At 71.0% G+C, this 22,253-nt stretch carries 27 protein-coding genes; 17 read left to right on the forward strand and 10 right to left on the reverse strand.

The window, feature by feature from the left end:
* Positions 1-59 precede the first annotated feature (59 nt).
* The 7 genes from B1759_RS18325 to B1759_RS18355 all read left to right on the forward strand — a co-directional run bounded on the left by B1759_RS18325 (position 60) and on the right by B1759_RS18355 (position 5,349).
* The gene (locus tag B1759_RS18325; RefSeq protein ID WP_095516524.1) at positions 60-734 is read left to right on the forward strand and encodes a heme exporter protein CcmB; all 675 of its coding nucleotides are present in this window, start codon (positions 60-62) and stop codon (positions 732-734) included.
* Positions 735-820: 86 nt separating this feature from the next.
* Positions 821-1,585 (forward strand): cytochrome c biogenesis protein CcsA, encoded by a 765-nt coding sequence (gene ccsA / locus B1759_RS18330; protein ID WP_143537485.1) that lies wholly within the window; start codon positions 821-823, stop codon positions 1,583-1,585.
* Positions 1,582-1,806: a CcmD family protein gene (locus tag B1759_RS18335; protein WP_198949021.1), complete on the forward strand. Its 225-nt coding sequence runs from the start codon at positions 1,582-1,584 to the stop codon at positions 1,804-1,806. The genes ccsA and B1759_RS18335 overlap by 4 nt, the downstream gene beginning before the upstream one ends.
* A 76-nt stretch (positions 1,807-1,882) precedes the next feature.
* Positions 1,883-2,317: a cytochrome c maturation protein CcmE gene (locus B1759_RS18340; RefSeq protein ID WP_095516527.1), complete on the forward strand. Its 435-nt coding sequence runs from the start codon at positions 1,883-1,885 to the stop codon at positions 2,315-2,317.
* Positions 2,314-2,865 carry a DUF1499 domain-containing protein gene (locus tag B1759_RS18345; RefSeq protein WP_143537486.1) on the forward strand — a complete coding sequence of 184 codons (552 nt, stop codon included), beginning with the start codon at positions 2,314-2,316 and terminating at the stop codon, positions 2,863-2,865. The genes B1759_RS18340 and B1759_RS18345 overlap by 4 nt, the downstream gene beginning before the upstream one ends.
* Positions 2,866-2,953: 88 nt before the next feature.
* Positions 2,954-3,424, forward strand: coding sequence for a PaaI family thioesterase (locus B1759_RS18350; protein ID WP_095516528.1), 471 nt, complete (start codon positions 2,954-2,956; stop codon positions 3,422-3,424).
* An 86-nt stretch (positions 3,425-3,510) separates the two neighbouring features.
* Positions 3,511-5,349, forward strand: a complete 1,839-nt coding sequence (locus B1759_RS18355) for a sodium:solute symporter family protein (protein ID WP_095516529.1) — start codon at positions 3,511-3,513, stop codon at positions 5,347-5,349.
* Here B1759_RS18355 and B1759_RS18360 read toward each other — a convergent pair.
* A complete protein-coding gene (locus tag B1759_RS18360; protein WP_095516530.1) occupies positions 5,336-7,081 on the reverse strand; it encodes a M43 family zinc metalloprotease in 1,746 nt (581 codons plus the stop codon). The two genes, B1759_RS18355 and B1759_RS18360, sit on opposite strands and share 14 nt — an antisense overlap.
* Before the next feature lie 140 nt (positions 7,082-7,221).
* On the opposite strand from B1759_RS18360, the gene B1759_RS18365 reads away from it, so the two are divergent.
* Entirely contained in the window at positions 7,222-7,650 is a 429-nt protein-coding gene (locus tag B1759_RS18365) for a peptidylprolyl isomerase (RefSeq protein WP_095516531.1), read from the forward strand.
* Between the two features lie 128 nt (positions 7,651-7,778).
* Here the strand turns inward: B1759_RS18365 and B1759_RS18370 are convergent, their stop codons facing one another.
* The 7 genes from B1759_RS18370 to B1759_RS18400 form a co-directional block, all read right to left on the reverse strand.
* The gene (locus B1759_RS18370) at positions 7,779-8,207 is read right to left on the reverse strand and encodes a hypothetical protein (RefSeq protein WP_143537487.1); all 429 of its coding nucleotides are present in this window, start codon (positions 8,205-8,207) and stop codon (positions 7,779-7,781) included.
* A 108-nt stretch (positions 8,208-8,315) separates the two neighbouring features.
* On the reverse strand, positions 8,316-8,669 hold the full coding sequence (locus tag B1759_RS18375) for a hypothetical protein (RefSeq protein WP_095516533.1): 354 nt from the start codon (positions 8,667-8,669) through the stop codon (positions 8,316-8,318).
* Between the two features lie 154 nt (positions 8,670-8,823).
* Positions 8,824-9,147, reverse strand: a complete 324-nt coding sequence (locus B1759_RS18380; protein WP_095516534.1) for a hypothetical protein — start codon at positions 9,145-9,147, stop codon at positions 8,824-8,826.
* A gap of 175 nt (positions 9,148-9,322) precedes the next feature.
* Complete coding sequence (locus B1759_RS19495; protein ID WP_143537488.1) at positions 9,323-10,087, reverse strand: Cthe_2314 family HEPN domain-containing protein; 765 nt, start codon at positions 10,085-10,087, stop codon at positions 9,323-9,325.
* A 118-nt stretch (positions 10,088-10,205) separates the two neighbouring features.
* The gene (locus B1759_RS18390) at positions 10,206-10,412 is read right to left on the reverse strand and encodes a methyl-accepting chemotaxis protein (RefSeq protein ID WP_143537489.1); all 207 of its coding nucleotides are present in this window, start codon (positions 10,410-10,412) and stop codon (positions 10,206-10,208) included.
* Positions 10,413-10,498: 86 nt separating this feature from the next.
* Positions 10,499-11,299, reverse strand: coding sequence for a nucleotidyltransferase domain-containing protein (locus B1759_RS18395; RefSeq protein ID WP_233134442.1), 801 nt, complete (start codon positions 11,297-11,299; stop codon positions 10,499-10,501).
* Positions 11,300-11,310: 11 nt separating this feature from the next.
* Positions 11,311-12,609, reverse strand: coding sequence for a dihydroorotase (locus B1759_RS18400; protein ID WP_095516538.1), 1,299 nt, complete (start codon positions 12,607-12,609; stop codon positions 11,311-11,313).
* Positions 12,610-12,760: 151 nt separating this feature from the next.
* Here B1759_RS18400 and B1759_RS18405 point away from each other — a divergent pair, with 151 nt between their 5' ends.
* Both B1759_RS18405 and B1759_RS18410 read left to right on the forward strand, forming a co-directional pair.
* On the forward strand, positions 12,761-13,369 hold the full coding sequence (locus B1759_RS18405) for a DUF3833 family protein (RefSeq protein ID WP_095516539.1): 609 nt from the start codon (positions 12,761-12,763) through the stop codon (positions 13,367-13,369).
* Positions 13,370-13,413: 44 nt separating this feature from the next.
* Positions 13,414-13,977 carry a type 1 glutamine amidotransferase domain-containing protein gene (locus tag B1759_RS18410; RefSeq protein WP_095516540.1) on the forward strand — a complete coding sequence of 188 codons (564 nt, stop codon included), beginning with the start codon at positions 13,414-13,416 and terminating at the stop codon, positions 13,975-13,977.
* A gap of 76 nt (positions 13,978-14,053) precedes the next feature.
* On the opposite strand, the gene B1759_RS18415 is transcribed toward B1759_RS18410, so the two are convergent.
* On the reverse strand, positions 14,054-14,644 hold the full coding sequence (locus B1759_RS18415; protein ID WP_095516541.1) for a hypothetical protein: 591 nt from the start codon (positions 14,642-14,644) through the stop codon (positions 14,054-14,056).
* Between the two features lie 87 nt (positions 14,645-14,731).
* On the opposite strand from B1759_RS18415, the gene B1759_RS18420 reads away from it, so the two are divergent.
* Positions 14,732-15,217 (forward strand): TrmH family RNA methyltransferase, encoded by a 486-nt coding sequence (locus B1759_RS18420; RefSeq protein ID WP_095516542.1) that lies wholly within the window; start codon positions 14,732-14,734, stop codon positions 15,215-15,217.
* A 44-nt stretch (positions 15,218-15,261) separates the two neighbouring features.
* Entirely contained in the window at positions 15,262-16,065 is an 804-nt protein-coding gene (locus B1759_RS18425) for a neutral zinc metallopeptidase (RefSeq protein ID WP_095516543.1), read from the forward strand.
* Here the strand turns inward: B1759_RS18425 and B1759_RS18430 are convergent.
* Positions 16,044-16,724, reverse strand: a complete 681-nt coding sequence (locus tag B1759_RS18430; protein WP_095516544.1) for a 4'-phosphopantetheinyl transferase superfamily protein — start codon at positions 16,722-16,724, stop codon at positions 16,044-16,046. The genes B1759_RS18425 and B1759_RS18430 overlap by 22 nt on opposite strands.
* Before the next feature lie 119 nt (positions 16,725-16,843).
* On the opposite strand from B1759_RS18430, the gene B1759_RS18435 reads away from it, so the two are divergent.
* From B1759_RS18435 to B1759_RS18455, 5 genes are all read left to right on the forward strand, one after another.
* A complete protein-coding gene (locus B1759_RS18435; protein ID WP_198949022.1) occupies positions 16,844-18,391 on the forward strand; it encodes an acyl-CoA dehydrogenase family protein in 1,548 nt (515 codons plus the stop codon).
* The gene (locus tag B1759_RS18440) at positions 18,388-18,900 is read left to right on the forward strand and encodes a DinB family protein (RefSeq protein WP_095516546.1); all 513 of its coding nucleotides are present in this window, start codon (positions 18,388-18,390) and stop codon (positions 18,898-18,900) included. The genes B1759_RS18435 and B1759_RS18440 overlap by 4 nt, the downstream gene beginning before the upstream one ends.
* 81 nt (positions 18,901-18,981) lie before the next feature.
* Positions 18,982-20,400 (forward strand): TIGR01777 family oxidoreductase, encoded by a 1,419-nt coding sequence (locus B1759_RS18445; protein WP_095516547.1) that lies wholly within the window; start codon positions 18,982-18,984, stop codon positions 20,398-20,400.
* Positions 20,400-21,014, forward strand: a complete 615-nt coding sequence (locus tag B1759_RS18450; protein WP_095516548.1) for a hypothetical protein — start codon at positions 20,400-20,402, stop codon at positions 21,012-21,014. Before B1759_RS18445 ends, B1759_RS18450 begins: the two co-directional genes overlap by 1 nt.
* Positions 21,011-22,252, forward strand: a complete 1,242-nt coding sequence (locus B1759_RS18455; protein ID WP_095516549.1) for an NAD(P)/FAD-dependent oxidoreductase — start codon at positions 21,011-21,013, stop codon at positions 22,250-22,252. Before B1759_RS18450 ends, B1759_RS18455 begins: the two co-directional genes overlap by 4 nt.
* The last annotated feature ends 1 nt before the right edge of the window (position 22,253 follow it).

Consider the following 22,253-nt stretch of genomic DNA (forward strand, 5'->3'; position numbering starts at 1 on the left):
TCGGGCGCGGGGCAGGCGTGCTATCCTGAGGCCCCCGCCTCCGTTCCCCTGTTTCCTCTGTGGCCTGGCTCACCGGCGCCTGGGCCGTCGTCGCCAACGACGCCCGCCTCGAACTCCGTACGCGTGTCGCCCTGAGCGGCCTGGGGCTGTTCGTGGCCGCGTCGCTGATCCTGGTCCGCGTCGCCCTCGGCAAGGGCGTGCCGACGGTGCCCATCGCGGCGGCGCTGCTGTGGATCGTGGTCGTGTTCGCCGCGGCGGTCGGGCTGGGGCGCGCGTTCGTGGCCGAGGAGGAGCGCGGCACGTCGCTGCTGCTGCAACTCCACCTGCGGCCGAGCCAGGTGTTCGCGGGCAAGCTGGCCTTCAACGCGGCCTTGATGACGGGCGTCGTGCTGCTGGCCGGGCTGGGCTTCCGCATCCTCGTCCCCGTGCCGCTGGGCGCGCCGGGTGTCCTGCTGGCCGCGCTGGTGCTCGGCGCCACCGGCATCGCGTCTGCGACCACCCTGCTGTCGGCGCTGGTCGCGCGGGCGCGAGCCGCGGGCCCGCTCCTGCCCGTGCTGGCGTTCCCGATCCTGGTCCCGATCCTGATCCCGGCCGTGGCCCTGACCGAGCTCGCCTCGGGGAGCCCGTCGGGCGTGTGGGAGGCCGCCCGCGACGACCTGGTGCTGATCGCGTCCTACGCCGGGCTCCTCACCTCCGCGTCGTTCCTGCTGTTCGACTTCGTGTGGCGGGACTGAGCGGCTCGCGCCGGGCCAGAGGATGCCCCGAGCAGCAGCGGGCCTCCCCCTGTTTTCACGGTCCTCGCGGGCACAGCGGCCGGATCATGCACGTTGACGCCCCCACCATGGACCGCGACCTCGCCCTCCCCCGCTACGGCCTCGTGTATCGCCTCTTCGGCGTCGTCGTGGCCGTGTGGCTGACGGTCGTGCTGGTGCTCGGCGTGATGGGGCCGGTGTCCAACCTGCCGATCCTGGAGCACACCGCGCGCAACCTGTATTTCCACGTCCCGATGTGGTTCGTGCTGTACGCGGGCGCCATTGCCGGGGCGTGGCACGCGGGGCGCTACCTCGCGACCGGCCGCACGGTCCACGACGTGCGCTCCGAGGCGGCCTGGATGGTGTCGACGGTGGCGGGCGTGACGGCGCTGGTCACGGGCGTCGTCTGGGCGCGCTTCACGTGGTACCAGGGCACGGGCCTCTGGTGGAGCCCGGAGCCGCGCCAGAACATGGTCGCCGTCCAGCTTCTGATCTCGGGCGCCTACTTCATCCTGCGCGGCTCGCTCGACCGGCCCCGGCAGCGCGCCCGCCTCTCGGCGGTGTATGCGCTCTTCGCGACCGCCTCGATGCCGTTCCTGACCTACGTGCTGCCGCGCCGCATGGCGAGCCTCCACCCCGGCGCCGAGGGGAACCCGGCGTTCAGCGAGATGGACATCGCGTCCGACATGCGGTGGATCTTCTACTCGGCGGCGGTCGGCTTCCTGCTGCTCGGCTGGTGGCTCTACACCCAGCGGGTCCGCGCCAAGGTGGCCGCGCTCCGCGTCGAGGCCCTCGCCGCGCCCGCGCCCGCCGCCGCCCCCGTCGTCACATGATGCTGCTCCAGGCCGACACCACCATCGCCGTCGTCGACGAGTCCGCCCTGCAGGCGACGACGGCCCAGCCGCAGGGCATCGAGCGGGTCATGCTCGCCGACGACAAGCTGCCCGTCGTGCTGGCGGTCGTGCTGATCGTCTGGCTGGGCGTGCTCCTGCTGCTCTTCCGCACCGATCGGCGGCTGGCGCGCATCGAGCGCGACCTGGACGACCGAGCGTGAGATTGGTACGGGGTACACGGTACGAGGTACCCCGCTCACCGTACCCTGTCCCCTCGTACCCCGTCTCCTCCCTGCCATGCGCCTCCCGACCCTCCTCGGCCTCGCCTTCGTCGGCATCTTCGGGTTCTTCGTCGTCAACAGCTTCGGAGACCAGGTCTCCGGCTGGGAGACGTTCGAGGACGCTGCGGAGAGCGGCCGCAAGGCGCACGTCGTCGGGACGTGGGACCGCGAGGCGCCGTCGACCTACGACCCGTCGCGGAACGTCTTCACGTTCGTGATGACCGACACGTCCGGCACGACGCGCCCCGTCATCTACGCCAACCCCAAGCCTGCCAACTTCGAGGACGCCGAGCGCGTGGTCGTGCAGGGCCGGATGACGACGGCCGCCCAGGGCGACGTGTTCGAGGCCGAGCACATCCTGGTCAAGTGCCCGTCGAAGTACAACGATGGCGCCGAGTTCGAGGCGGCCGAGCCGGGCGTGCCCGTCACGCAGACGTCGGCGGGCTCGTGAGCCGTCGCCGACGCCGGTCCTCCGCTCCCTCCTCGTCGGGCACGACCGGCCGACGCCGGAGGCGAAAGCGCTGGACGCTCCCGAAGATCTCGCGGCGGACGTGGATCGGGCTGGGGGTCGGCCTGCTGGCCCTCGGCGCGGTAGGCGAGTTCATGGGCTCGCGCCCCGAGGCCACCGAGGTGGACGCGCCCGTGCCGCCCTGCCCGAGCACGCCCAACTGCGCGCGGCTCCGCGTCGCGGTCGGCGCCACGCCCCTGACCGTCACCGAGGCGGTCCAGAACGTCTTCAACGGCCTCGGCGACTCCGGCCTGGGCGAGCCGACGGCCTACGTCCCAACGCCGGGCGGCGCGCTGGCGTCGTTCTCGGTCGGCCCCTTCGAGGACGACGTAGTGATCGAGGTGGAGCCTGCGCCCCAGGGCTCGATCCTGTGGGTCCGCAGCGCCTCGCGCTCCGGCCGCTCCGACCTCGGCGTCAACGCGCGCCGGGCCGATCGCATCGTGGCCGCGATCGCGTCGTGGCTACCGCCGGAGGCGATGCCGACGGACTGAGCGGTCAGGGTTCTCACGTGTGCCCACGGGTGAACCTTTCGGGGGCGTCATCGTCTCGCCTGCTCGTACTGCCCCCCGCTTCGCCCCGATGTCCGTCCCCTCCCCCCTCGACCTGTCCGGCATGATGGAGCGCATGAAGGCGCTCGGCGCGGGCGACCTCAAGCTGCCCCCGCCCGTGCTGGAGGAGATGGAGGCCGAGATCCGCGACTACCGGCCCGCCGGACCCGACGGCGTCGGCGCGGCGCTGGTGGTGCGGTTCCCGGTGCTGGAGCGCTACCAAAACCCGATGGGGATCATGCAGGGCGGCATGGTGGCCGCAGCGGTCGACAACGTCGTCGGCCCGCTGAGCTACCTCGTCGCGCCGCCCAGCGTGACGGCGCAGCTCACGATGACGTACCTCGCGCCCGTCACCCCCGACCTCGGGCACATCACGGTCGAGGCCACGCTCGTCACCCGCGCTGGCCGCCAGTTGGTGTTCGACGCGACGGTGACCGCGCCCGACGGGACGGCGCTCGCGATGGCCCGGGCGACCCAGACGATCGTGCGGAAGGCGGCCTAGGTGTCCGGCGAGCCTGGGCGCGCGACGGCAGAATCCTGACGGGACGGAGCGCCCGTCGATAGCTTCGGGCTCCTCGCCACGCCGCCATGAGTCCGCTCGACTGGGTCATCGTCCTCGCCGTCCTCGGCCTCACGCTGGGGCTGGCGGCCGTGTTCGCCCGCCGTGCGAGCCGGTCCACCGACGAGTTCTTCGCGGGCGGCCGGTCGATGCCGTGGTGGCTGGCCGGGACGAGCATGGTCGCGACGACGTTCGCCGCCGACACCCCGCTGGCCGTCGCCGAGTTGGTCGCCCAGTCGGGCGTGGCCGGCAACTGGCTCTGGTGGTACGCCGCCCTCGGCGGCATGCTGACGGTGTTCTTCTTCGCGCGCCTCTGGCAGCGGAGCGGCGTGCTGACGGACGTCGAGTTCGTCGAGATGCGGTACGCCGGGCCGCCCGCGGCCTGGCTGCGCGGCGTCAAGGCGGTCTACTTCGGCCTGTTCGCCAACGCCATCGTGATCGGCTGGGTGGTGCTGGCGATGTCGACCGTCTTCCGGGTCCTCTTCCCCGACATGACCGTGTTCGGGCAGACCGAGATGCTCGGCCTCGACGCGCCGACGCTGGCGGTCGGCGGGCTGATGCTGCTCGTGGGCGTCTACTCGCTGATCTCCGGGCTCTGGGGGATCACGGTCACCGACTCGTTCCAGTTCGTGCTCGCCATGACGGGCTCGATCGCGCTGGCGTGGTTCGCCCTCGACCTGCCCGAGGTGGGCGGCATCGCCGGGTTGAAGGCGGCGCTCCCGGCCGAGGCGTTCCGCTTCACGCCTGTGCTCGGCAACCCGGTCGAGGGCGCAGCCACGCTGGCGCTCTCGGGGGTCGCCTTCGCGGCCTACATGGGCGTCCAGTGGTGGGCGAGCTGGTACCCTGGCGCCGAGCCCGGCGGCGGCGGCTACGTCGCCCAGCGGATGCTCTCGACGCGCTCCGAGACCGACTCCGTGCTCGCCGTCCTGTGGTTCGCCATCGCGCACTACTGCCTGCGGCCGTGGCCCTGGATCCTGGTCGGCCTGGCCGCGCTCGTCCTCTACCCCGGCCTGGAGAACCCCGGCGAGGGCTACGTGATGGTGATGCGCGACGCGCTCCCGTCGGGACTGCTCGGCCTGCTGTTCGCCGCCTTCCTGGCGGCCTTCATGTCGACCATCTCGACGCAACTCAACTGGGGCACCAGCTACCTCGTCAACGACCTCTACCGGCGCTTCGCAGTGACCGACCGCGACGAGCGCCACTACGTCCTCGTCTCGCGCATCCTGACGTTCGCGCTCGCCATCAGCGGCTTTCTGGTGGCGACACAGCTCGACTCGGTCTCGGGCGCGTGGGGCCTGCTGCTGGCCGCGTCCGCCGGCATGGGGCTCGTGCTGATCCTGCGCTGGTACTGGTGGCGAATCAACGCCTGGAGCGAGCTCGTGGCGACCGTCGTGCCGCTGCTGCTTGTCCTGATCCAGCTCGTCGCCAACGCGCTCGGGACGACGGGCGCCGACGGCGACACGATCCCGGCGTTCGTGGTCCCCTTCCTGACCTCACCGTTCCCGACCAACCTCTTCGGCATCGCCGCCGTGACGACGGCCTGCTGGCTCCTCGCGACGTTCGTGACCCGACCGACGCCCGGCCCGGTGCTGGACGCGTTCTACCGCCGCGTCCGCCCTGGAGGCCCCGGCTGGCGGCCGGTCGCCGCGCGCAACGCCGACGTGGTGCCCGACGCGGGCATGATGCGCCTCACGGCCATGTGGCTCCTCGGCAGCGCCTCCATCTACGCCGCCTTGTTCGGCGTCGGGTGGACCGTCCTCGGCGAGACGCTCAAGGGGCTCGTGACGCTCGCCATCGCCGCCGCCACCATCGCCTTCCTGGTGCGCTCCCTGCGCGCCCAGGACACGCCGTCGATCAGCGCAGAATGACGACCCGCCCCACGGCCGCCTCGGTGGCCGTGCGGACGCGGACGAGGTAGAGGCCCGCCGCCGCGCCCGTCGCGTCCCAGATCAGCTCCGGGTAGCCGACCGGCAGCGTCTCGCCCTCGGCGATCTGCGCCACGACGCGCCCGCGGAGGTCGGCCACGTCGGCCCAGACGGCGAGGTCGTCCGGCAGGGCCAGCGGGACCGCGATCCGCCCGCGGCCAGGGTTCGGGTAGACGGCGCCGACGCCGAGCGCGGTCGGGCGCACGAGCACGTCGAGGCCGAGCGGGAGCGACACGGTCGGGCGGACCGGGTCGTTGGTGGCGAACACGAGCGGCGCCGAAAGCGCCCCCGGCGGCACGCCCGACGGGTCGAAGGCGACCGTGAGCGCCTGCGACCCACCGCCTGGGATGGTCCCGGCCGACGGCGTCACGGCGTCCACCCAGGCCGGCTGATCGGTGAGGTCGAACCGGAGCGTCCCCTCGCCGTCGTTGGCGAGCACGACCGTCCGCTCGGTCGTCCCGCCCTCGACGACGCGGGCCGCCAGCGTCGGCGACCCGAGGCGAGCGGTGGGCGCGACGACGGCCGTCCCGGACACCGCGAGGAGATCCGGCGTGACGCCGGTGTCGGTCGCGAGGCGGATCGTGACGGGACCCGAGCGCGCCGGACGGACCCTGGCCGCCAGCCGGGCGACGGCGCCAGGCGCGATGGTGACGGGGCCGGGCAGGCTCACCTCCGCCCCCGTCGCCGTGGCGCCCGTCACCGTGACGGGCCCGTCGGTCGTGTTCGTCACCCACACCGGCACAGTCGTGTCGATGCCGACGTACAGTTCGTCGAGCACCGGACGCGGCGCGGTCGCCAGCGCGAAGCCACCCGCGAGCAGCGTCGGGCGGAAGGCCGCCAGCATCGCCTCCGCCCGCACGTCCTGGCCGTCGGTGAAGCCCGTCATGCACCGGTCGTCCGAGTAATCCATGTAGTTGTGGACCGGGTCGAGGCCGGGGTCGGAGGGGCACGAGTCGGGGGCGGGCCGCGGGCACCCCGAGGTGCCGTCGCGCTGCTGGGGCGTGTCGGCGACGCCGTCGTTTGGCGACGTGCAGCCGCCCGAGAACGTGTGGTACAGCCCCGCCCAGTGGCCGACCTCGTGGGTGCCGGTGTGCCCCAGGTTGTACGGCGCCCGCGCCCCGCCCGGCAGCGACTGGTTCAGCAGGACGACGCCCTGGTAGTCGTCCGTCTCGGCCGCCGTCTCCGGGAGCGTCGCCCACCCGAGGTAGTCCAGCCCGAGCGACGCCGTGTACAGGTTCAGCACGCGCGCCGGGTCGAGCGCGAGCGCCTCTTTCATGTCGCGCTCGTTCTCAGACCCCAGCGTCAGCCCGACCGCCCAGTCGGGGTTGTCGACCCGCTCCACCAGCGCCAGCACGAACCGGAGGTCGGTCGCGGCGAAGGCGGCGTTCAGGGTGTCCACCTGCGCCTCGATCCAGGCGTCGGGGACGTCGCCCTGCCCGGCGCCCGGCCCCGACCGGAGGACGTGCACCGCGACGGGCACGGTCACCGACCCGGCCCGACGCCGCTGGCCGAGCGCGGTCGCCATGCGGTACTGCTCCACGATGCGCGCCGTCGAGAACGCCTGCGCGAGAGTCGGCTCCGGCGTGGCGCAGCGGCGGGCGTCCGACAGCCCTCCCTGCGCCGACGCGCCGAGGGCACACAAGAGACCGAGGACCAGGACGAGCGCGAGACGCACGGGCGCAGGGAGACGAGGAGGCCAAGCTACGCGCCACCCCGGCGGCTTCGTGCCCGCGCGCAATCTCGTCGAAGCCGTCCGACACGCCGGAACCGGAGCCCGCCACGATCCATCCCCCTGCCTCACACCTACTGCACGCCATGACTGCCCAGCCCGGCGACGTCGTCTCCGTCCACTACGCCGGCCGTCTCGACGACGGCACCCCGTTCGACTCCTCCGAGGGCCGCGCGCCGCTCTCCTTCACCCTCGGCGCGGGCCAGGTCGTCGCAGGCTTCGACGAGGCCGTGACCGGCATGTCGATCGACGAGCAGAAGACGGTCCGCATGGAGCCCGAGGCGGCCTACGGCGCCCGCCGGGACGACCTCGTGCTGACGGTCCCCACGGACGCGTTCCCCGGCGATGCGCCGCCGCCGGTGGGCCAGGGCGTCCGCCTCGGGATGCAGGGCGGCGGGTCCATCGAGGCCCAGGTGGTGGACGTGTCCGACGAGGGCATCACGCTCGACGCCAACCACCCGCTCGCCGGGCAGGCGCTCACGTTCGACCTGACGCTGGTGGACGTGGCGCGGTGACGGCCCCCGGGCTCCATGTTGGTGAGCCCGACCCCATCGCGAGCACGACCTCCCTGCTCTGAACCACCGCAACGCTCCCTCTGGGGCTGGCCGAGCCTAGAAGGCTGGCGCCGGAGGTCGGGGTGGGTCTACGGCATCTCGGCACGCGCGCGCTGGACCCTGTCTGTCAAGCGGTCCAGCGCATTGAACGGGAACGGCTCGCGCCAGTGGGACCGGTACCCTTCTGCCCGCACTCGACTCGCCAGCTCCTGAAGCCCGCGCCAGAATGGGAGCACGATCTCGAGCGGAGCGCCCCACGTCTCCGCTCGGACCTCGGCTTCGCTCCTGGTGCGGCGACCCGACGGGTAGCTGATGACCCGAAACGAGACGGCGGAGGAGTCCGATGACTGGAACCGCCAGTCATGCTCGGAGGGCTCCTCGCAGATCCGCGCGACGTACTCGCCCGGGTCGCCCAGAACACCCGAGAGAGCAGCGACGAGCTCGCTGACGAAATCGTACGGGATGTACGACACGTCGAACCGGAGTTCTTGGCCCTCTACTTCGAGGACGGTCGGCAACCAGCCGCGGTGTGCCTTCCCGAATCGGAGCTTCATGACGAAGGCGCTTGGCCAACCGCTGAGTGAGCAGAGAGCGCCCTCGCCCCACGGTCAGCGGGCAGCGGCGGGTCAGGAGTCATGCCGCAGCACGCCGAGTTGGGGGTCCTCGCTCCTCCAGAACGCATCAACGGTGCCCTCGAAATCGAACTGAATCTGGAGAAGACCAGCTCCATCAGGCTTCATGTAGTCCCACCCCCAGAGGTGCCGTCGCTGTCCGTCGTAATCGTGTGACCACAGGTCGTGCCCGAGACCTCTAAGTTCCTCGACGATGCGCTGGGCCTGCTGCCAATAGGTGTTCCAGTCATACTGATGTTCCGAGAGCCTCGATGTCAGCGCTTGCTCTAGTTCCCTCAGCCGCGAGCCTCTCTCGGTCTCAGGAAGGCTCTCGATGATCTGTCTGCTGAACTTGGGGTCTACCGGCATTCCAGTCCACGACGCGTAACAAGTTTGCCGCTTAGCCTCCGGGGCTGGCGGTGCGGCGGTTGGACGAGCGAAAGTAGGCGCTGACGTTCGGACGAACCAAGAACGCTGGCGCCCCCGGTCGGCCTACAGCGGTGGGTTCTGCGGCCGTCCTGGTTCAGATCACCAGCTGGATCAGCACCCCGATCCCCGCGCCGAGCAGCGCGAACGACACGAAGAGTAGGAGTCGGGCCGTCTGTGTCCGTCCCTTCCCCGCCTCCAAACCCTCGACCAGTTTGTCCTGCCCGAACAATGCCAGTGAGGCCGAGAGTGCGAAGGCAGCGACGACTGCCCCGGACTTGAAGGTCGATTCGACGTAGCCCGCTTGGAGCAAGATGAGGACGCCGCCCGCGGCTGCCACGGCGAGCGTAGCGATCTGCTTGAACTGCTCGAACCGAAGCTGGTAGGTCAGACCGGACGGAACGTTGGGCTCTGAGGGCATCGGTTCCACACCGTTCGGCTCCGGCTCAACGAGATCGGGAAGTGGTTGCTCTTCCAAAACGTTTGGGGCTATCGCGTAGGCCGCAGAACAGGGGGCCGCTCAGCCGCCCAAAGCTGACGACTGGCGGTTGGAAAGAAGCACAGGATACGCCGACGCTCGGATGAGCCGAGAACGCTCACGCTTTGGGTCGGCCTGCAGCGGCGGGTTCTACCGCAGGCTTTAGGGCTGAGAGGTGCCTGTCTACATCTGGTTTCAGCTTGTCGAACAAGTGGCTGCAAGCGGTCGTCAGCTTGTCCGCGACCTGGTCGATCTCCTCTTGCTTGGCCGCTACATACCGATCCGATCGGAGCTTGTAATGGTGATATCTCGCTTCGTCTGTTGGCTCGATCCTTACCACTAGATCAAACAGTATCACATCGTCCAACTCGTCGTCCGTGTGCCGAGCACGATGGGCGATGAGATTCCGCTGGTTCCGGTATGGCTTGACGATGGCGTTGATTTCTCCAAGGACCCCTTGGACTGGAGAGCGTTTGACGTGACTGATAGTGCGGATGAGACGGTGGGTACAGTCCTCTGGCTGGAGACCCAAATCAAGAGCGTCGTTCACGAGAACCAAACAGCGGTCGAGACACCCCGTGGTGCGGAGGAAGAAGTTCTCGACGTGGTATACAATGTGATCTAGCCGAGTGATCTCGTGTTCTTTGAGGCGCTTGGTCGTGCGGAAGCCGGACAGGAAAAGGCCCGCCTGCCTGATTTGATTCAAATTGTCAATGACCGCAGGCACGGACGAGAAAAGGCGTTGTGCGTACTTCTCGTCCGAGTTGAGTTCTCGGGTCCACTCGACCTCGCGCCCGGTTCGCTTGGTCGCGCTTTGAAACGCAGCGTAATAGCCATCGCTGACGGCTGTGACCAGCGGATGTGTCAAAAGCGATTGCTTCAATTGCTACGGGCCTGCGGTAGAACCAGGAGTTATCCGGCACCGCGCCGGATAACGCGCAGAGCCAGACGACGAAGAACCCCGCAACGATACCCACGGATCGCCTCGCTGACAGCCCCGCCTAGCCCCGCACCCGGCAATTGTGAAGGCAATCCGACACGGCATCGGAGACCTCCGACATGGCATCGGAGACCTCCGACATGGCATCGGAGACCTCCGACATGGCATCGGAGACCTCCGACATGGCATCGGAGACCTCCGACACGGCATCGGAGACCTCCGACATGGCATCGGAGACACCCGACACGCCATCGGAGCCGTCCGACACGCCACCAGAGCATTCCGGCCCGGCCCCAGAGACCTCCGACGCGCCCCACGACGCCCCGGACACGCGTCCGGAGCCCGCAAACGCGATCACCCGCCAGTCCGACTCCAGAACGGATCGTCCGGCCAGACCGCCTTCAAGGACGCGACCAGGAACGCATTCAACGGCTCGACCGAGCGCGGCGGCTTCGGCTGGTCGCCCGCACGCACCGCGAGATCGGCCAACTCGTCCTCCAGGTACGCGTGGAGCGCGGGCAGCCGCGGCCCCGCATCCGCCTCGGTGCCCGCCCGCTTCGCCACCAGCAGCCGGTCCACCTCCTCGCGGACCGGGCCGTCCGGAAGGAACCGCTCCACGAGCGGCTGAAGCTCCATCGGAGGCGTCGTCCCGTCCGCGTCGATCCAGAGGCACGAGAGGACGGGACGGAGCACGTAGAAGTACTTCTTGTGCCGGATCCGCTCCTTCCGAAGCTCCGCCCGGACGTTGCTCTCCGCCATGTGGAGGGAATGGTGGAAGCCCGCTCGCGGGTCGTAAAACGCCGACGCCAGCCCGCGCAACCCCTCCGCGACCGGCCCGACCTCCCGGTAGACCAGCGGCGACCGAAGCCACTCGAACAGCGGCGGGTTGGACTTGAAGAACAGCCCGAGCGCCTTCGGCAGGTCCCACCCCGCGAGGTCGATCTCGTCCACGATGGCGTACTCGATCACGTCCCTCCGCTTATCGATCGCGAGGTACCACGCCGGGCGGTGGAGGTACAGAAACCGCACGTCGAAGTCGCTGTCGGCCGAGGCGAAGCCCCACGCCCGGCTCCCCGACTCGACCGCGTACACGATCCGCACGTCGTGCTCGGCCTCGACCGCGTCCAGCCGCCGCGCGACCTCGTCCCGTGGCAACCCGTCCGCCGTCACGCCTCCGCCTCCACGAACTGTCCGCGGTTCACGATGGCCCACGCCCGCCCCACCATCGGCGCCCCCACGAACGGCGTGTTGTGCGACTTCGACCGGATGTGGCGTTGTTCGAACGTCCACTCCGTCGAGTCGTCGAACACGGTCAGGTTGGCCTCCGCGCCCACCTCCACCGACGGCACGTCGAGGCCGAGGATCTCGCGCGGCGCCACCGCCAGCTTGTGGACCGCCTGCGCCAGCGTCAGCACGCCCGGCCGCACGAGGTCGCGGACGGTCAGCCCCCAGCACGTCTCCAGGCCCAGAATGCCGAACGGCGCCTCGATGAACTCGACCTCCTTCTCGAAGCCCGCGTGCGGCGCGTGGTCGGTCGCGATCACGTCGATGGTGCCATCGGCCAGCCCGTCCTTGATGGCCTGCACGTCGGCGGCCGTGCGGAGCGGCGGGTGCATCTTGGTGTGCGTGTCGTAACTGGACGCCTCGACCGCGGCGTCCGTCAGCGCCCAGTGGTGCGGGCACGCCTCGGTCGTGATCGGCACGCCGCGCGCCTTCGCCCGCCGCACGATGTCGACCGCCTCGGCGGTCGAGATGTGGCAGACGTGGACGCGCCCGCCCGTGAAGCCCGCCAGCAGCGCGTCCCGCGCGATCATGGCCTCCTCCGCCAGTCCGGGGATGCCGGGCAGGCCGAGGCGCGTCGCGACCGCCCCCTCGTTCATGTGGCCGTGCGGGTTGAGCGTCAGGTCCTCCTCGTGGCCCAGGATCGGCTTGTCGAGCGTCCGCGCGTACTCCAGGGCGCGGCGCATCAGGCCGCCGTGCTGGACCGGCGAGCCGTCGTCGGAGAAGGCCACCGCGCCGCCCGCGGCCATGTCCGCCATCTCGGCCAACTCCTCGCCCTTGCGCCCCTTCGAGACCGTCCCGATGGGGTACACGTCGACGGCGAGCCCCTCGGCCCGCTTGCGGACGAACTCCGCCACGTCGCGCGTCGCGATGGGCGGCTCGGTGTTGGGCATGCACGCGACCGCCGTGAACCCGCCGAAGGCCGCCGCCCGCGCGCCCGTCTCGATGGTCTCCTTGTGCTCCTGCCCCGGCTCGCGGAAGTGGACGTGCATGTCCATCCAGCCCTGCGAGATCGTCTTGCCGGACGCGTCGTAGACCGCGACCCCGTCCGCCTCGGGCGCGCCGCCGAGGTCATCGCCCACCGCGGCGATCTTGCCGTCGCGGATCAGCACGTCGGCGCGGCGCGTGTCGCCCGTTCGAGCGTCGAGGAGGGTGCCGCCGGAGAGGAGGAGGTCGAGAGCCATCGGACTGTTGGGGGACTTCCCTAAGCTACCCGAGGCGGGGCATCTCAGGGGGACCTCCACGGATGGGTGTTGTACATATCCATCTCCTCTCTCCTCCTCTCTCTTCCGATGACTCACTTCCGTCCGTTCCGATTCGTCGCCCTTCTCGCCCTTGCCGCCCTCGCTGCCGGTTTCCTCCCCCTCTAACCGACACCGACGCGGTCTCCTCTGGGGCCTCGCCCTGCTCGTCTGCGGGTGCCTCCCCGCGCTTCCGCACATAGATTCCGGGGAGGCCCCCGCCTTCGACGCCGTCGCCTTTTTCGAGGGCTCCACCGAGGGCCTCGGCACGCTCACCATCCGGACCCGCTCGCCGCAGACCGTCCGGGTCCGGAGCGTCGGCACGCGGACGCCCGGCGGCGGGCTGACGCTCGTGCAGTCGGTCCGCCTCGGGGACGCCCCACCCTCCGAGCGGACGTGGGTCCTTCGCCCCGCCGGCCCCGCACGCTGGACCGGCACGCTGACCGATGCCGACGGGCCGGTCGAGGCCTGGGCCGAGGGCGACCGCCTCTGGATCCGCTACTCGATGCCGAGGGGCCTCTCGATGCACCAGGAACTCTCGCTCCAGCCTGGCGGCGGCCTCGCCCTCAACCTCGCCACCGTCCGCTTCTGGGGCTTCCCCATCGCACGCCTCACCGAGCAGATCTGGCGGATGGAGTCGAAATCGGGCGATTCCTTACCCGATCCCGCCCCCGAAGACCCGGCGAACCGGGACCCGCGATGAGCCCCGCCCGTGGAACCCCTTCCCCTCTCCACACTCCCCCTTCTATGTCTACGCAACTCCAGAACCGCACCCTCGCCATCCTCGCCACCGACGGCTTCGAGCAGTCCGAGCTGATGCAGCCCAAGGCCGATCTCGAAGCGGCGGGCGCCACGGTCCACGTCGTCTCGCTGAAGGACGGCGAAATCAAGGGCTGGGACCAGGACGACTGGGGCCAGTCGGTCGCCGTCGACAAGACGGTCTCCGAAGCCACCGTGTCCGACTACGATGCGCTCGTCCTCCCCGGCGGCCAGATCAACCCGGACCTGCTCCGCGCCGACGCCGACGCGGTCGCGTTCGTGAAGGCCTTCGCCGAGGCGGGCATGCCCATCGCGGCCGTCTGCCACGCGCCCTGGGTGGTCATCGAGGCGGGCCTCGCCGAGGGTCGCGACATGACCTCCTACATGTCCATCCGGACCGACCTCAAGAACGCCGGCGCGACCGTTCACGACAAGGAAGTCGTCGTCTGCCAGAACGGCCCGTTCACGCTCATCACGAGCCGCAAGCCTGAGGATCTCGACGCCTTCGGCAAGGCGATCATCGAGACCGTCGCGTCGATGGAAGCAGCGTAAGCCACGCCTTCCGCAGAAACGACGAACGCCCCGCCGACCTCGGTCAGCGGGGCGTTCCTGCATCGGGCCGGTCGGTTCAGCCGCCGACGGGGAACTCGATCGAGATCACCCCGGGGTAACGGATCGGGCCGAACTGCGTGTTGATCGAGGGCCGGGCGTCCAGGCGGATCGTCTGGCGCTGGCTGCTGACCCCGGCCACGTTGGCCGCGAGCGTCGCCAGCGACTGGATGTTGGAGCCGAAGAAGTCGGTCAGGTTGAGCTCCATCGAGATGGGCAGGTCCACGGAGCCGCCGGGCGGGATCTGGCGGTCGTCGTTGTAGATGCCCGACACCGTCTCGGTGCCGTCGAGGAAGAGCGTCCAGTCGAGCGAGACGAGCTGCGCGGGCACGCTGTTGCCGTCTGGGTTCTCGGCGCCGACGTGGAGGACGAAGCTCAGGGGCACGTCGTCGCGGGCGACGGCGGTGCCGAGGCGGGCGAGGTCGAGCGCGCCCAGCGAGCCGCCGCCGCGGAGGCGGTCCAGGTCCACGCCCGCGACGAAGGCGTTCGAGACGCGGTCCAGCTGGAACTCGACGTTCTGGAGGCTGGCGAGCTGCTGGAGCGTCGTGCAGCCGGGGATGGTGAGAAGGACGCCCAGCAGGGCGACAGAGAGAGAGGCGAGACGGGGCATGGCGGGAGAGAGAGCGAGATTGCATGTACGCGCGAGCCGGAGTCGGGTCCCGCGTCCCTCAGCCGCCTCTCCCCGCGCCCCGGTCACGTGCCTCCCCATCCCCTCGTCGTCGTCGCCCACGACATCCGCTCGGCCCACAACGTCGGCTCCATCTTCCGCACGGCCGACTGCGCCGGGCTGGCGGGCGTGGTGCTGGCGGGCTTCACCGCGACGCCCGACCACCGCGGGGTCGCCAAGACGGCGCTCGGCGCCGAGGACGCGGTCCCGTGGCGCCACGTCGAGGACGTGCACACGGCGGTGGCCGACCTCCGGGCCGAGGGCTACACGATCGCCGCGCTGGAGCGCATGCCCGAGGCCGTCGAGCCCCCCTCGGTGCCCGCGTCGGCGTTCCCGCTCGCGCTCGTGCTGGGCAACGAGGTCCACGGCGTCCCCGCCGATGTGCTCGCCGAGGCGGACCTCGTGGTGGGGCTCCCGCAGTACGGCGTCAAGGCGTCGCTGAACGTGTCGGTGGCGTTCGGGGTCGCCGCCTACGGGCTCGTGGCGCGCGCGCGCGCCGTGCTCGGATCCGGCTGACCGCCCGCCGCGTTGGCCCTGCCCCTCTCTTCGCACCCGTCCCCATGCTGATCCGCCCTGGCCGTTCCTCTGGTAACCTCATCGACCGTCGCGGCAGCAGCGGCGGCGGCGGGCGCGGCGTCGGCATCGGGCTCGGCGGGATGCTGCTCGTGCTGATCGCGTCGTTCTTCTTCGGCGTCGACATCCGCCCCCTGCTGGGCGGTGGCGGGTCCTCGGCACCTCCGGCCAACGAGCAGGCGTCCGACCCGACCGACGAGGCGGGCCAGATGATCGACGCCATCCTCGTCGAGACCGAGGAGGTCTGGGGCGACCTCTACCGCCAGTCCGGCGAGACGTACCGTGAGCCCAACCTCGTGCTCTACACCGATCTCACGCCGACCAGCTGCGGCACCGGTCAGGCCGCGATGGGCCCCTTCTACTGCCCCAACGACCAGACGGTCTACATCGACCTGTCGTTCTTCCGCCAGCTCCAGCGGATGGGCGCGCAGGGCGAGTTCGCCATCGCCTACGTGATCGCCCACGAGGTGGCCCACCACGTCCAGAACCTGGAAGGGCTGCTGTCGGCCTCGCGCTCCAACCAGATGTCGGTCCAGACGGAGCTCCAGGCCGACTGTCTCGCGGGCATCTGGGCCAATCACGCGCGGGATGAGCGCGGCCGGATCGTGCTCAACGAGACCGACATCCAGTCCGGCATCTCGGCCGCCGCCGCCGTCGGCGACGACGCGATCCAGCGCGGCGCCGGGCAGGCCGTCCGCCCGGAGTCGTTCACCCACGGCTCGTCGCAGCAGCGTGTGGACGCGTTCGTGGGCGGATATCGCTCCGGAGACTACCGGGTCTGCTTCTCCTGATCCTCGGGTGCCTGCCACGCGACGGCCAGCCACAGGTCGCCGTCGCGACGAAAGGCGACGGTCCACGCCCCCGACCCATCCGCATCGGCGGTAGCCCGGCCGTGGTCGGCTGGCCGGCCGTCAGCGTCGAGCGCGAGGCGGACAGAACGGCCCCCTGCGCGGAAGCCCGTCCGCTGCCCCTTGAGCACGGCCTCCTTGAGCGTCCAGAGGAGCGTCTGGGCGTCGTCGGTGGGGCCACCCAGAGCCTCCAGCACGCCGTACTCGTCGGGACGGAGGATGCGGCGCCAGAGGTCGGGACGCCGCCGCGCGACGCGCTCCAGGTCCACGCCGACGGGCCCGGCTGCCACTGCCGCCGCCGCTGCGACGGACTCCGCGTGCCCCGTGTGGGCGATCGAGAGGCGCACGCCGTCCACGACCGGCGCGCCGTCCGCCCCGACGCGGAGCACGACGGCCTCGGGCCGTGTGGCGAGCGTTGCGCCGACCAGCGACCGCGCGGCGGTCCGCCCGAGGAGAAACTGGCGCTGCCGGTCCGGGTGGCCGAACGTCGCCATTCGCTCGCGCTCCGTGTGGGACAGCAGCGCGGGGTCTGCCTCCGGGGCGCGAAGCAGCGAGGCCGCCACGTTGGCACCGGGCCTCCACGCCAGATCGAGAGCCGTCATAGTCGCGTCCTGGCGGTGCGAAGAAGTGCCTGTGACACGCAGGATCTCCCCGAGGGGACCCCACGGGGCGCGTCGTAAGTTATGCCCACCCAGACTCCGGCCTTATGTGTGCCCTCCCGATGTCTTCCCTCCCTATGCCGTCTGCGCCTCCCGTCGTCCAGCGCGCTCGCGAGTCGTTCTCAGACTTCGTCTCCGCCTACCGTGACCGGCTGACGCACCTCTTCGGCACGCGCCATGACGTGGACGCCACCGGGACCGAGCGCGGAGTGCCCCCGTTCGTGATCCAGCGCTTCCGCGACGTGGACCCCCTGTCGGTGTTCGTGCCCCAGGAGTACGGCGGCCGAGGCGGGCCGATCGGCCACGGGCTGACGATGCTCGAAGAGACGAGCTACCACTCGCTGCCGCTGAGCCTGATCGTGGGCATCAACGGCGGCCTGTTCCTGCAGCCGGTCGTGAAGTACGGCACCGAGGAGGCCAAGCAGCGCGTGCTGCCGTCGTACGTCCGCGACCGCAAGCTGGCGGGGCTCATGATCACCGAGCCGGACTACGGCTCGGAGGCCCTCTCGATGGAGACCGGCTGGCGTGCGACCGACCACGACACGGTCAAGATCGAGGGCACGAAGCACTGGGCCGGCCTCACCGGCTGGGCCGACTACTGGCTCCTGACCGCTCGCCCGCGGACCAAGGACGGCGGCCTGCGCCGCGACGTGGACTTCTTCATCGCCGACCAGAACCAGCCCGGAGAGCACGTCGACGTGGAGGAGCTCTACCCGAACCTGGGGCTCAAGATGCTGCCCTACGGCCTCAACCGCGTCGACGTGGAGGTGCCCACCTCGTCGCGCCTGGAGCCGACCTCCACGGGCGTCAAGATGATGCTCGACACGCTCCACCGGAGCCGTCTCCAGATCCCCGGCATGGGGATGGGGTACCTCCGGCGCATTCTCGACGACGCCCTCGTGCACGCTCGCGAGCGGTTCGTCGGCGGGAAGGCGCTCTTGGACTACGACCAGGTCAAGGCGCGGCTCGCGCGGCTCCAGTCGTTCGTGACCGGCACCGCGGCCATGTGCATGGAGACGGCCGGCACCGCGGGCATCGACCGCGACCTGTTCGGCGACGGCCTCAAGGCGAATGCGTTCAAGACGGTCGTGACGGATTGGATGCAGGAGGCGGCACAGTCGTTCCTCCAGCTCTCCGGCGCGCAGGGATACCGGGAGGACCACCGCGCCGGCCGCGCGCTCGTCGACAGCCGCCCGTACCAGATCTTCGAGGGCTCCAACGACATCCTCTACCAGCAGGTCACCGAGTCGGTGGTGAAGGCCATGCGGCGCCTCAAGCAGGTCGACCTCGGCGCCTACCTCCGCGCCGAGCCGCTGACGGCCCGCGCCGCGAGCACGTTCGGCGAGTCGCTCGCCTTCGACATCGACTGGTCGATGCCGCAGCGCAAGCTGGTCGACCTCGGCAAGGCCATCAGCCGGATCGTGACCATGGAGATGACCATCGAGCTGGGCGAGCGTGGGTACTCGGCCGAGTTGGTCCAGAACATGCTCGCCGAGACGCGCGCCGAGGTGCGCTCGCTGCTGGAGACCTACCGCTCGGGCGGCCTGACGGCCGTCGTGGAGGACACCGTGGCGCCCGACTGGCTCTCCCGCGTTCGCCTCGCCGGATGATCGGCCGCCCGGCGCCCGACGAGTTCGGCGACTTCTACCGCCGCTACATCGACCTCGTGGAGGGCGACGACCTGCTCGCCGCCCTCCGCATGCCGGTCCTCGCGAACGCGCTCCAGGACCTCGACCCTGCGCTCGGGGCGCACGCCTACGCCCCCGGAAAGTGGACGCTGGCGCAGTCGGTCCAGCACGTGATCGACACGGAGCGGATCTTCGCCACCCGCGCGCTCCGCATCGCCCGCGGCGACGCGACCCCGCTCCCCGGCTTCGACCAGGACGCCTACGTGCCGCTCGCGCCGGTCTGTCCCCTCTCCACTCTCGCGGACACCCTCGACCGGCTCCGCGCGGCCACGCTCGACCTCTTCGAGGCGTTCTCCGAGGCGGACGCGCGGCGCGTGGGGACGGCCAGTGGCAGCCCACTCTCGGCGCGTGCGGCGGGCTGGATCGTCGCCGGGCACGAGCGGCACCATGTCCAGATTCTGCACGAGCGGTACCTCGCCCCGCGGACGTAGGGTTTTTCCGCCATCTGAGCGCCCCAGGCCTCTTCCGCGCGCCGCCGGGGACCCTCCGCCGACGGCCCGGGTTGGCGGAGCATGCGTTACACGTCCCGCCTCGCCGTCCCGGTGCCCGCCGCCGACCTCTTCCGCTGGCACGAGCGGCCGGGCGCCTTCCAGCGACTCACCCCGCCCTGGCAGCCGGTCTCGCTGACGAGCCACGAGGGCATCCGTGACGGCGACCGCGCGGTGATCCGCCTCGGCACGCGGCTCGTCGGCCTCGACTGGGTGGCCGAGCACGGCGGGTACGACGATGCCTGCCTCCGCGGCGACGGCGCGTGCCAGTTCGAGGACACCCAGCTCAGCGGCCCGTTCGGCGCGTGGCACCACCGCCACTCGATGCGGCCGACCGCGGAGGGCTCCATTCTGGAGGACGACATCACGTACGAACTGCCCCTCGCGCCCCTCTCAGGCGTCGTGGCCGGGGTCGGGGAGGCACAGATCGAGCGGATGTTCGCCTACCGCCACCGGATCACACACGAGGACCTCCGCCGCCACGCCGAGGCCGGCGCGGAGCCGATGACAGTCGCCATAACGGGCTCCTCTGGACTGATCGGCCGCGCGCTGACGGCGTTCCTCCAGGGCGGCGGCCACACGGTCGTCCGCCTCGTGCGCCGCCGGGAAGATGCAGCGTCGCGAGGGCCCCAGGACGAGGCGGTCTACTGGGACGTCGAGGCGGGTGAGATCGACGCCGACGCGCTCGCGCGGCTGGCACCGGACGCGGTCGTCCACCTCGCCGGCGAGCCGGTGACCTCGCTCGACGGCAGCGCGGAGGCGCGGCGGCGCATCTGGGAGAGCCGGACGAAGGGGACGCAGTTGCTCTCTCGCGCCCTCGCCGCCCTGCCCTCCCCGCCGCGCGTGCTCGTCTCCGCGTCGGCCAGCGGCATCTACGGCGACCGGGGCGACGAGGTGCTGACGGAGGCCTCGCTGCCGGGCGAGGGCTTCCTCGCCGAGGTCTGCCAGGCCTGGGAGGCCTCGACTGCCGAGGCCGAGGCGGCCGGGATCCGCGTCGTCCACACGCGCATCGGGCTGGTGGCGACGCCTGCGGGCGGGTTCCTCCAGATGCTCCTCCCGATCACCACGCTCGGCCTCGGCGGCTGGCCCGGCGCCGGCGCCAGCTACATGCCATGGATCGCCCTCGACGATGTCCTCTACGCGATCCACCACGCGATCCTGGACGACGAGCTAGCGGGGCCGGTCAACCTCTCGGCCCCGGCCCCGGCGACCTCGAAGGCGTTCGTGAAGACGCTGGCGTCGGTGCAGAACCGACCGGCCGTGCTGCGTGTGCCCGAGGGGCTCCTCCGCCTGGTGGGCGGCGAGTTGGTCCGCAAGGAGGCGCTGAAGAGCGTCCGCATGCGCCCAGCCGCTCTTCTGGATCGCGGATTCCGGTTCGCCACACCCGACCTCCGGCTCGCGCTCGCGCACCTGACCGGCCACCTCGACAGCCACACCCTCTGATGCTTCGCGCCCTCGTACTCGCGGCCCTCCTCACCACTCCTGCCTTCGCCCAGTCGGATCCCGCGCTGGCGCCGACGGCCGACCGGTTCCGCGCCGACCTGACCACGGTGACAGCCGTGCTGGCCACGGCGGCTCTCGTCCACGATGCGAGCGGCACGTTCCCGAGCACGCCCTACGCCCTGCTCGGCAGCGCGGAAGCTGGCCGGACAGGCCTTCGCGCCGCTTCGCTGTCGGAGATCTCGGTGTCGCGCGATGGCGACGGGGTCGCCGTCCGCTACGTCCCGCTTCCCATCGCGCCGTACACGCGCGACGATGAGGTGGTGACGCTCGACATCACGCGAGATGACGACGGCACCTATTCAGGAGCGTACCGCATCACGCGCCGGGCCGACCCGGACGATGGCGGGCGGACGCTCCCCTACGACACCGCAGGCCGCTACCGAGTCGACCTCGCCAGCGGGACCGCGTGCGTCGACGTGGCGACCGTCCGCGAGCAACTCGCTGCGGGGACCTACACCAACACGCCCGGCACCCTCGGCCCGCAGCCACTGACGGTCCGTGTCGTCCCGCTGGGAGGAGACACGCCCGTCTATTATCAGGAGGGCAGCCGATGAGCGCGCCCATCGTCATCGTCGGCGCGGGCCTGTCGGGCCTCGCGTGTGCTCGCGCCCTGACCGCACGCGGCGTCGAGACCGTCGTGCTGGAGGCTGACGACGCCGTGGGGGGGCGGGTACGGACGCAGCGCCAGGACGGCTTCCTGATCGACCGCGGCTTCCAGGTTCTGCTGACTGCCTATCCGGAGGCGCAGGCCGTGTTCGACTACGACGCCCTCCGTCTCGGCGCGTTCGCGCCCGGCGCCTGGGTGCGCGTCGGGGGCCAGTTTCAGACCATCGGGGACCCCTTCCGGCGCCCGTCGCAGGCGATCCCGACGCTGCTCGCCGGCGTCGGCTCCCTGGCTGACAAGCTGAAGGTGCTCCGCCTCCGCCAGTCCGTCCGCGCGGGGACGGTGGACGACCTGTGGCGCCGTCCCGAGATGACGACCGAGGCGGCCCTGCGCGAGCGCTACGGGTTCTCGGAGCGCATGATTGAGCGCTTCTTCCGCCCGTTTCTGGGCGGCGTGCTGCTGGACGCGTCGCTCGGCGCGTCGAGCCGGGCCTTCGAGATGTACTTCAGGCGGTTCTCCGAAGGCGATGCCGCTCTGCCTGCGGAGGGCATCCAGGCGCTGCCGGAGCAGTTGGCCGCAGCCCTGCCCGACGGCACCGTCCGCCTCGGCGCTCGCGTGAGCGGGGTGACGCGTGGCGAGGTGCGAGTCGAGGGCGGAGACGCCATCCCAGCACGCGCCGTCGTCGTGGCGGCGGACGCGACTGGCGCGGGCGCGCTGCTCGGGCAGGAGACGCCAGCCTGGAAGGGCACCGTCCAGATCGCCTGGGCAGCAGACGCTGCGCCGGTCGACGCGCCGGTGCTGCTGCTCGACGGGGAGGCCGGCGGCCCGCTCAACAACGTGCAGGTCGTTAGTGCCGTGCAGCCGACGTACGCGCCTGCCGGACAGGCGCTCGTCACCGGCAGCGTGCTCGGCACGCCGTCCCTGGGCGACGACGCGCTCGACGCCGCCGCCCGCACCCAGCTCCGCGGATGGTTCGGCGACACAGTCGACGGGTGGCGGACGCTGCGCGTGGACCGGGTCCCGAACGCGCTCCCCGACCTCCCCTCCCTCGACCCACCGGAGCGCCCGCCGTGGGTGCGTGAGGGCATTTACGTCACCGGCGACTGGCGACGCAACGGCTCTATCAATGGGGCGCTCACGGCAGGCCGACATGCCGCGGAAGCGATCCTGGCTGACCTCGGGGTCTGAC

The organism is Rubrivirga sp. SAORIC476, assembly GCF_002283555.1.
Lineage (GTDB): Bacteria > Bacteroidota > Rhodothermia > Rhodothermales > Rubricoccaceae > Rubrivirga.

Excerpts from the sequence above, each read along its gene's own strand:
- B1759_RS18375 (WP_095516533.1), bottom strand. The coding sequence starts at position 8,669 with ATGCCGGTAGACCCCAAGTTCAGCAGACAGATCATCGAGAGCCTTCCT.
- B1759_RS18355 (WP_095516529.1), top strand. The coding sequence starts at position 3,511 with ATGAGTCCGCTCGACTGGGTCATCGTCCTCGCCGTCCTCGGCCTCACG.
- B1759_RS18440 (WP_095516546.1), top strand. The coding sequence starts at position 18,388 with ATGATCGGCCGCCCGGCGCCCGACGAGTTCGGCGACTTCTACCGCCGC.
- B1759_RS18450 (WP_095516548.1), top strand. The coding sequence starts at position 20,400 with ATGCTTCGCGCCCTCGTACTCGCGGCCCTCCTCACCACTCCTGCCTTC.
- B1759_RS18380 (WP_095516534.1), bottom strand. The coding sequence starts at position 9,147 with ATGCCCTCAGAGCCCAACGTTCCGTCCGGTCTGACCTACCAGCTTCGG.
- B1759_RS18415 (WP_095516541.1), bottom strand. The coding sequence starts at position 14,644 with ATGCCCCGTCTCGCCTCTCTCTCTGTCGCCCTGCTGGGCGTCCTTCTC.
- B1759_RS18335 (WP_198949021.1), top strand. The coding sequence starts at position 1,582 with ATGATGCTGCTCCAGGCCGACACCACCATCGCCGTCGTCGACGAGTCC.
- B1759_RS18340 (WP_095516527.1), top strand. The coding sequence starts at position 1,883 with ATGCGCCTCCCGACCCTCCTCGGCCTCGCCTTCGTCGGCATCTTCGGG.
- B1759_RS18425 (WP_095516543.1), top strand. The coding sequence starts at position 15,262 with ATGCTGATCCGCCCTGGCCGTTCCTCTGGTAACCTCATCGACCGTCGC.
- B1759_RS18350 (WP_095516528.1), top strand. The coding sequence starts at position 2,954 with ATGTCCGTCCCCTCCCCCCTCGACCTGTCCGGCATGATGGAGCGCATG.
- B1759_RS18365 (WP_095516531.1), top strand. The coding sequence starts at position 7,222 with ATGACTGCCCAGCCCGGCGACGTCGTCTCCGTCCACTACGCCGGCCGT.
- B1759_RS18430 (WP_095516544.1), bottom strand. The coding sequence starts at position 16,724 with ATGACGGCTCTCGATCTGGCGTGGAGGCCCGGTGCCAACGTGGCGGCC.
- B1759_RS18445 (WP_095516547.1), top strand. The coding sequence starts at position 18,982 with ATGCGTTACACGTCCCGCCTCGCCGTCCCGGTGCCCGCCGCCGACCTC.
- B1759_RS18435 (WP_198949022.1), top strand. The coding sequence starts at position 16,844 with ATGTCTTCCCTCCCTATGCCGTCTGCGCCTCCCGTCGTCCAGCGCGCT.
- B1759_RS18410 (WP_095516540.1), top strand. The coding sequence starts at position 13,414 with ATGTCTACGCAACTCCAGAACCGCACCCTCGCCATCCTCGCCACCGAC.
- B1759_RS18455 (WP_095516549.1), top strand. The coding sequence starts at position 21,011 with ATGAGCGCGCCCATCGTCATCGTCGGCGCGGGCCTGTCGGGCCTCGCG.
- ccsA (WP_143537485.1), top strand. The coding sequence starts at position 821 with ATGCACGTTGACGCCCCCACCATGGACCGCGACCTCGCCCTCCCCCGC.
- B1759_RS18400 (WP_095516538.1), bottom strand. The coding sequence starts at position 12,609 with ATGGCTCTCGACCTCCTCCTCTCCGGCGGCACCCTCCTCGACGCTCGA.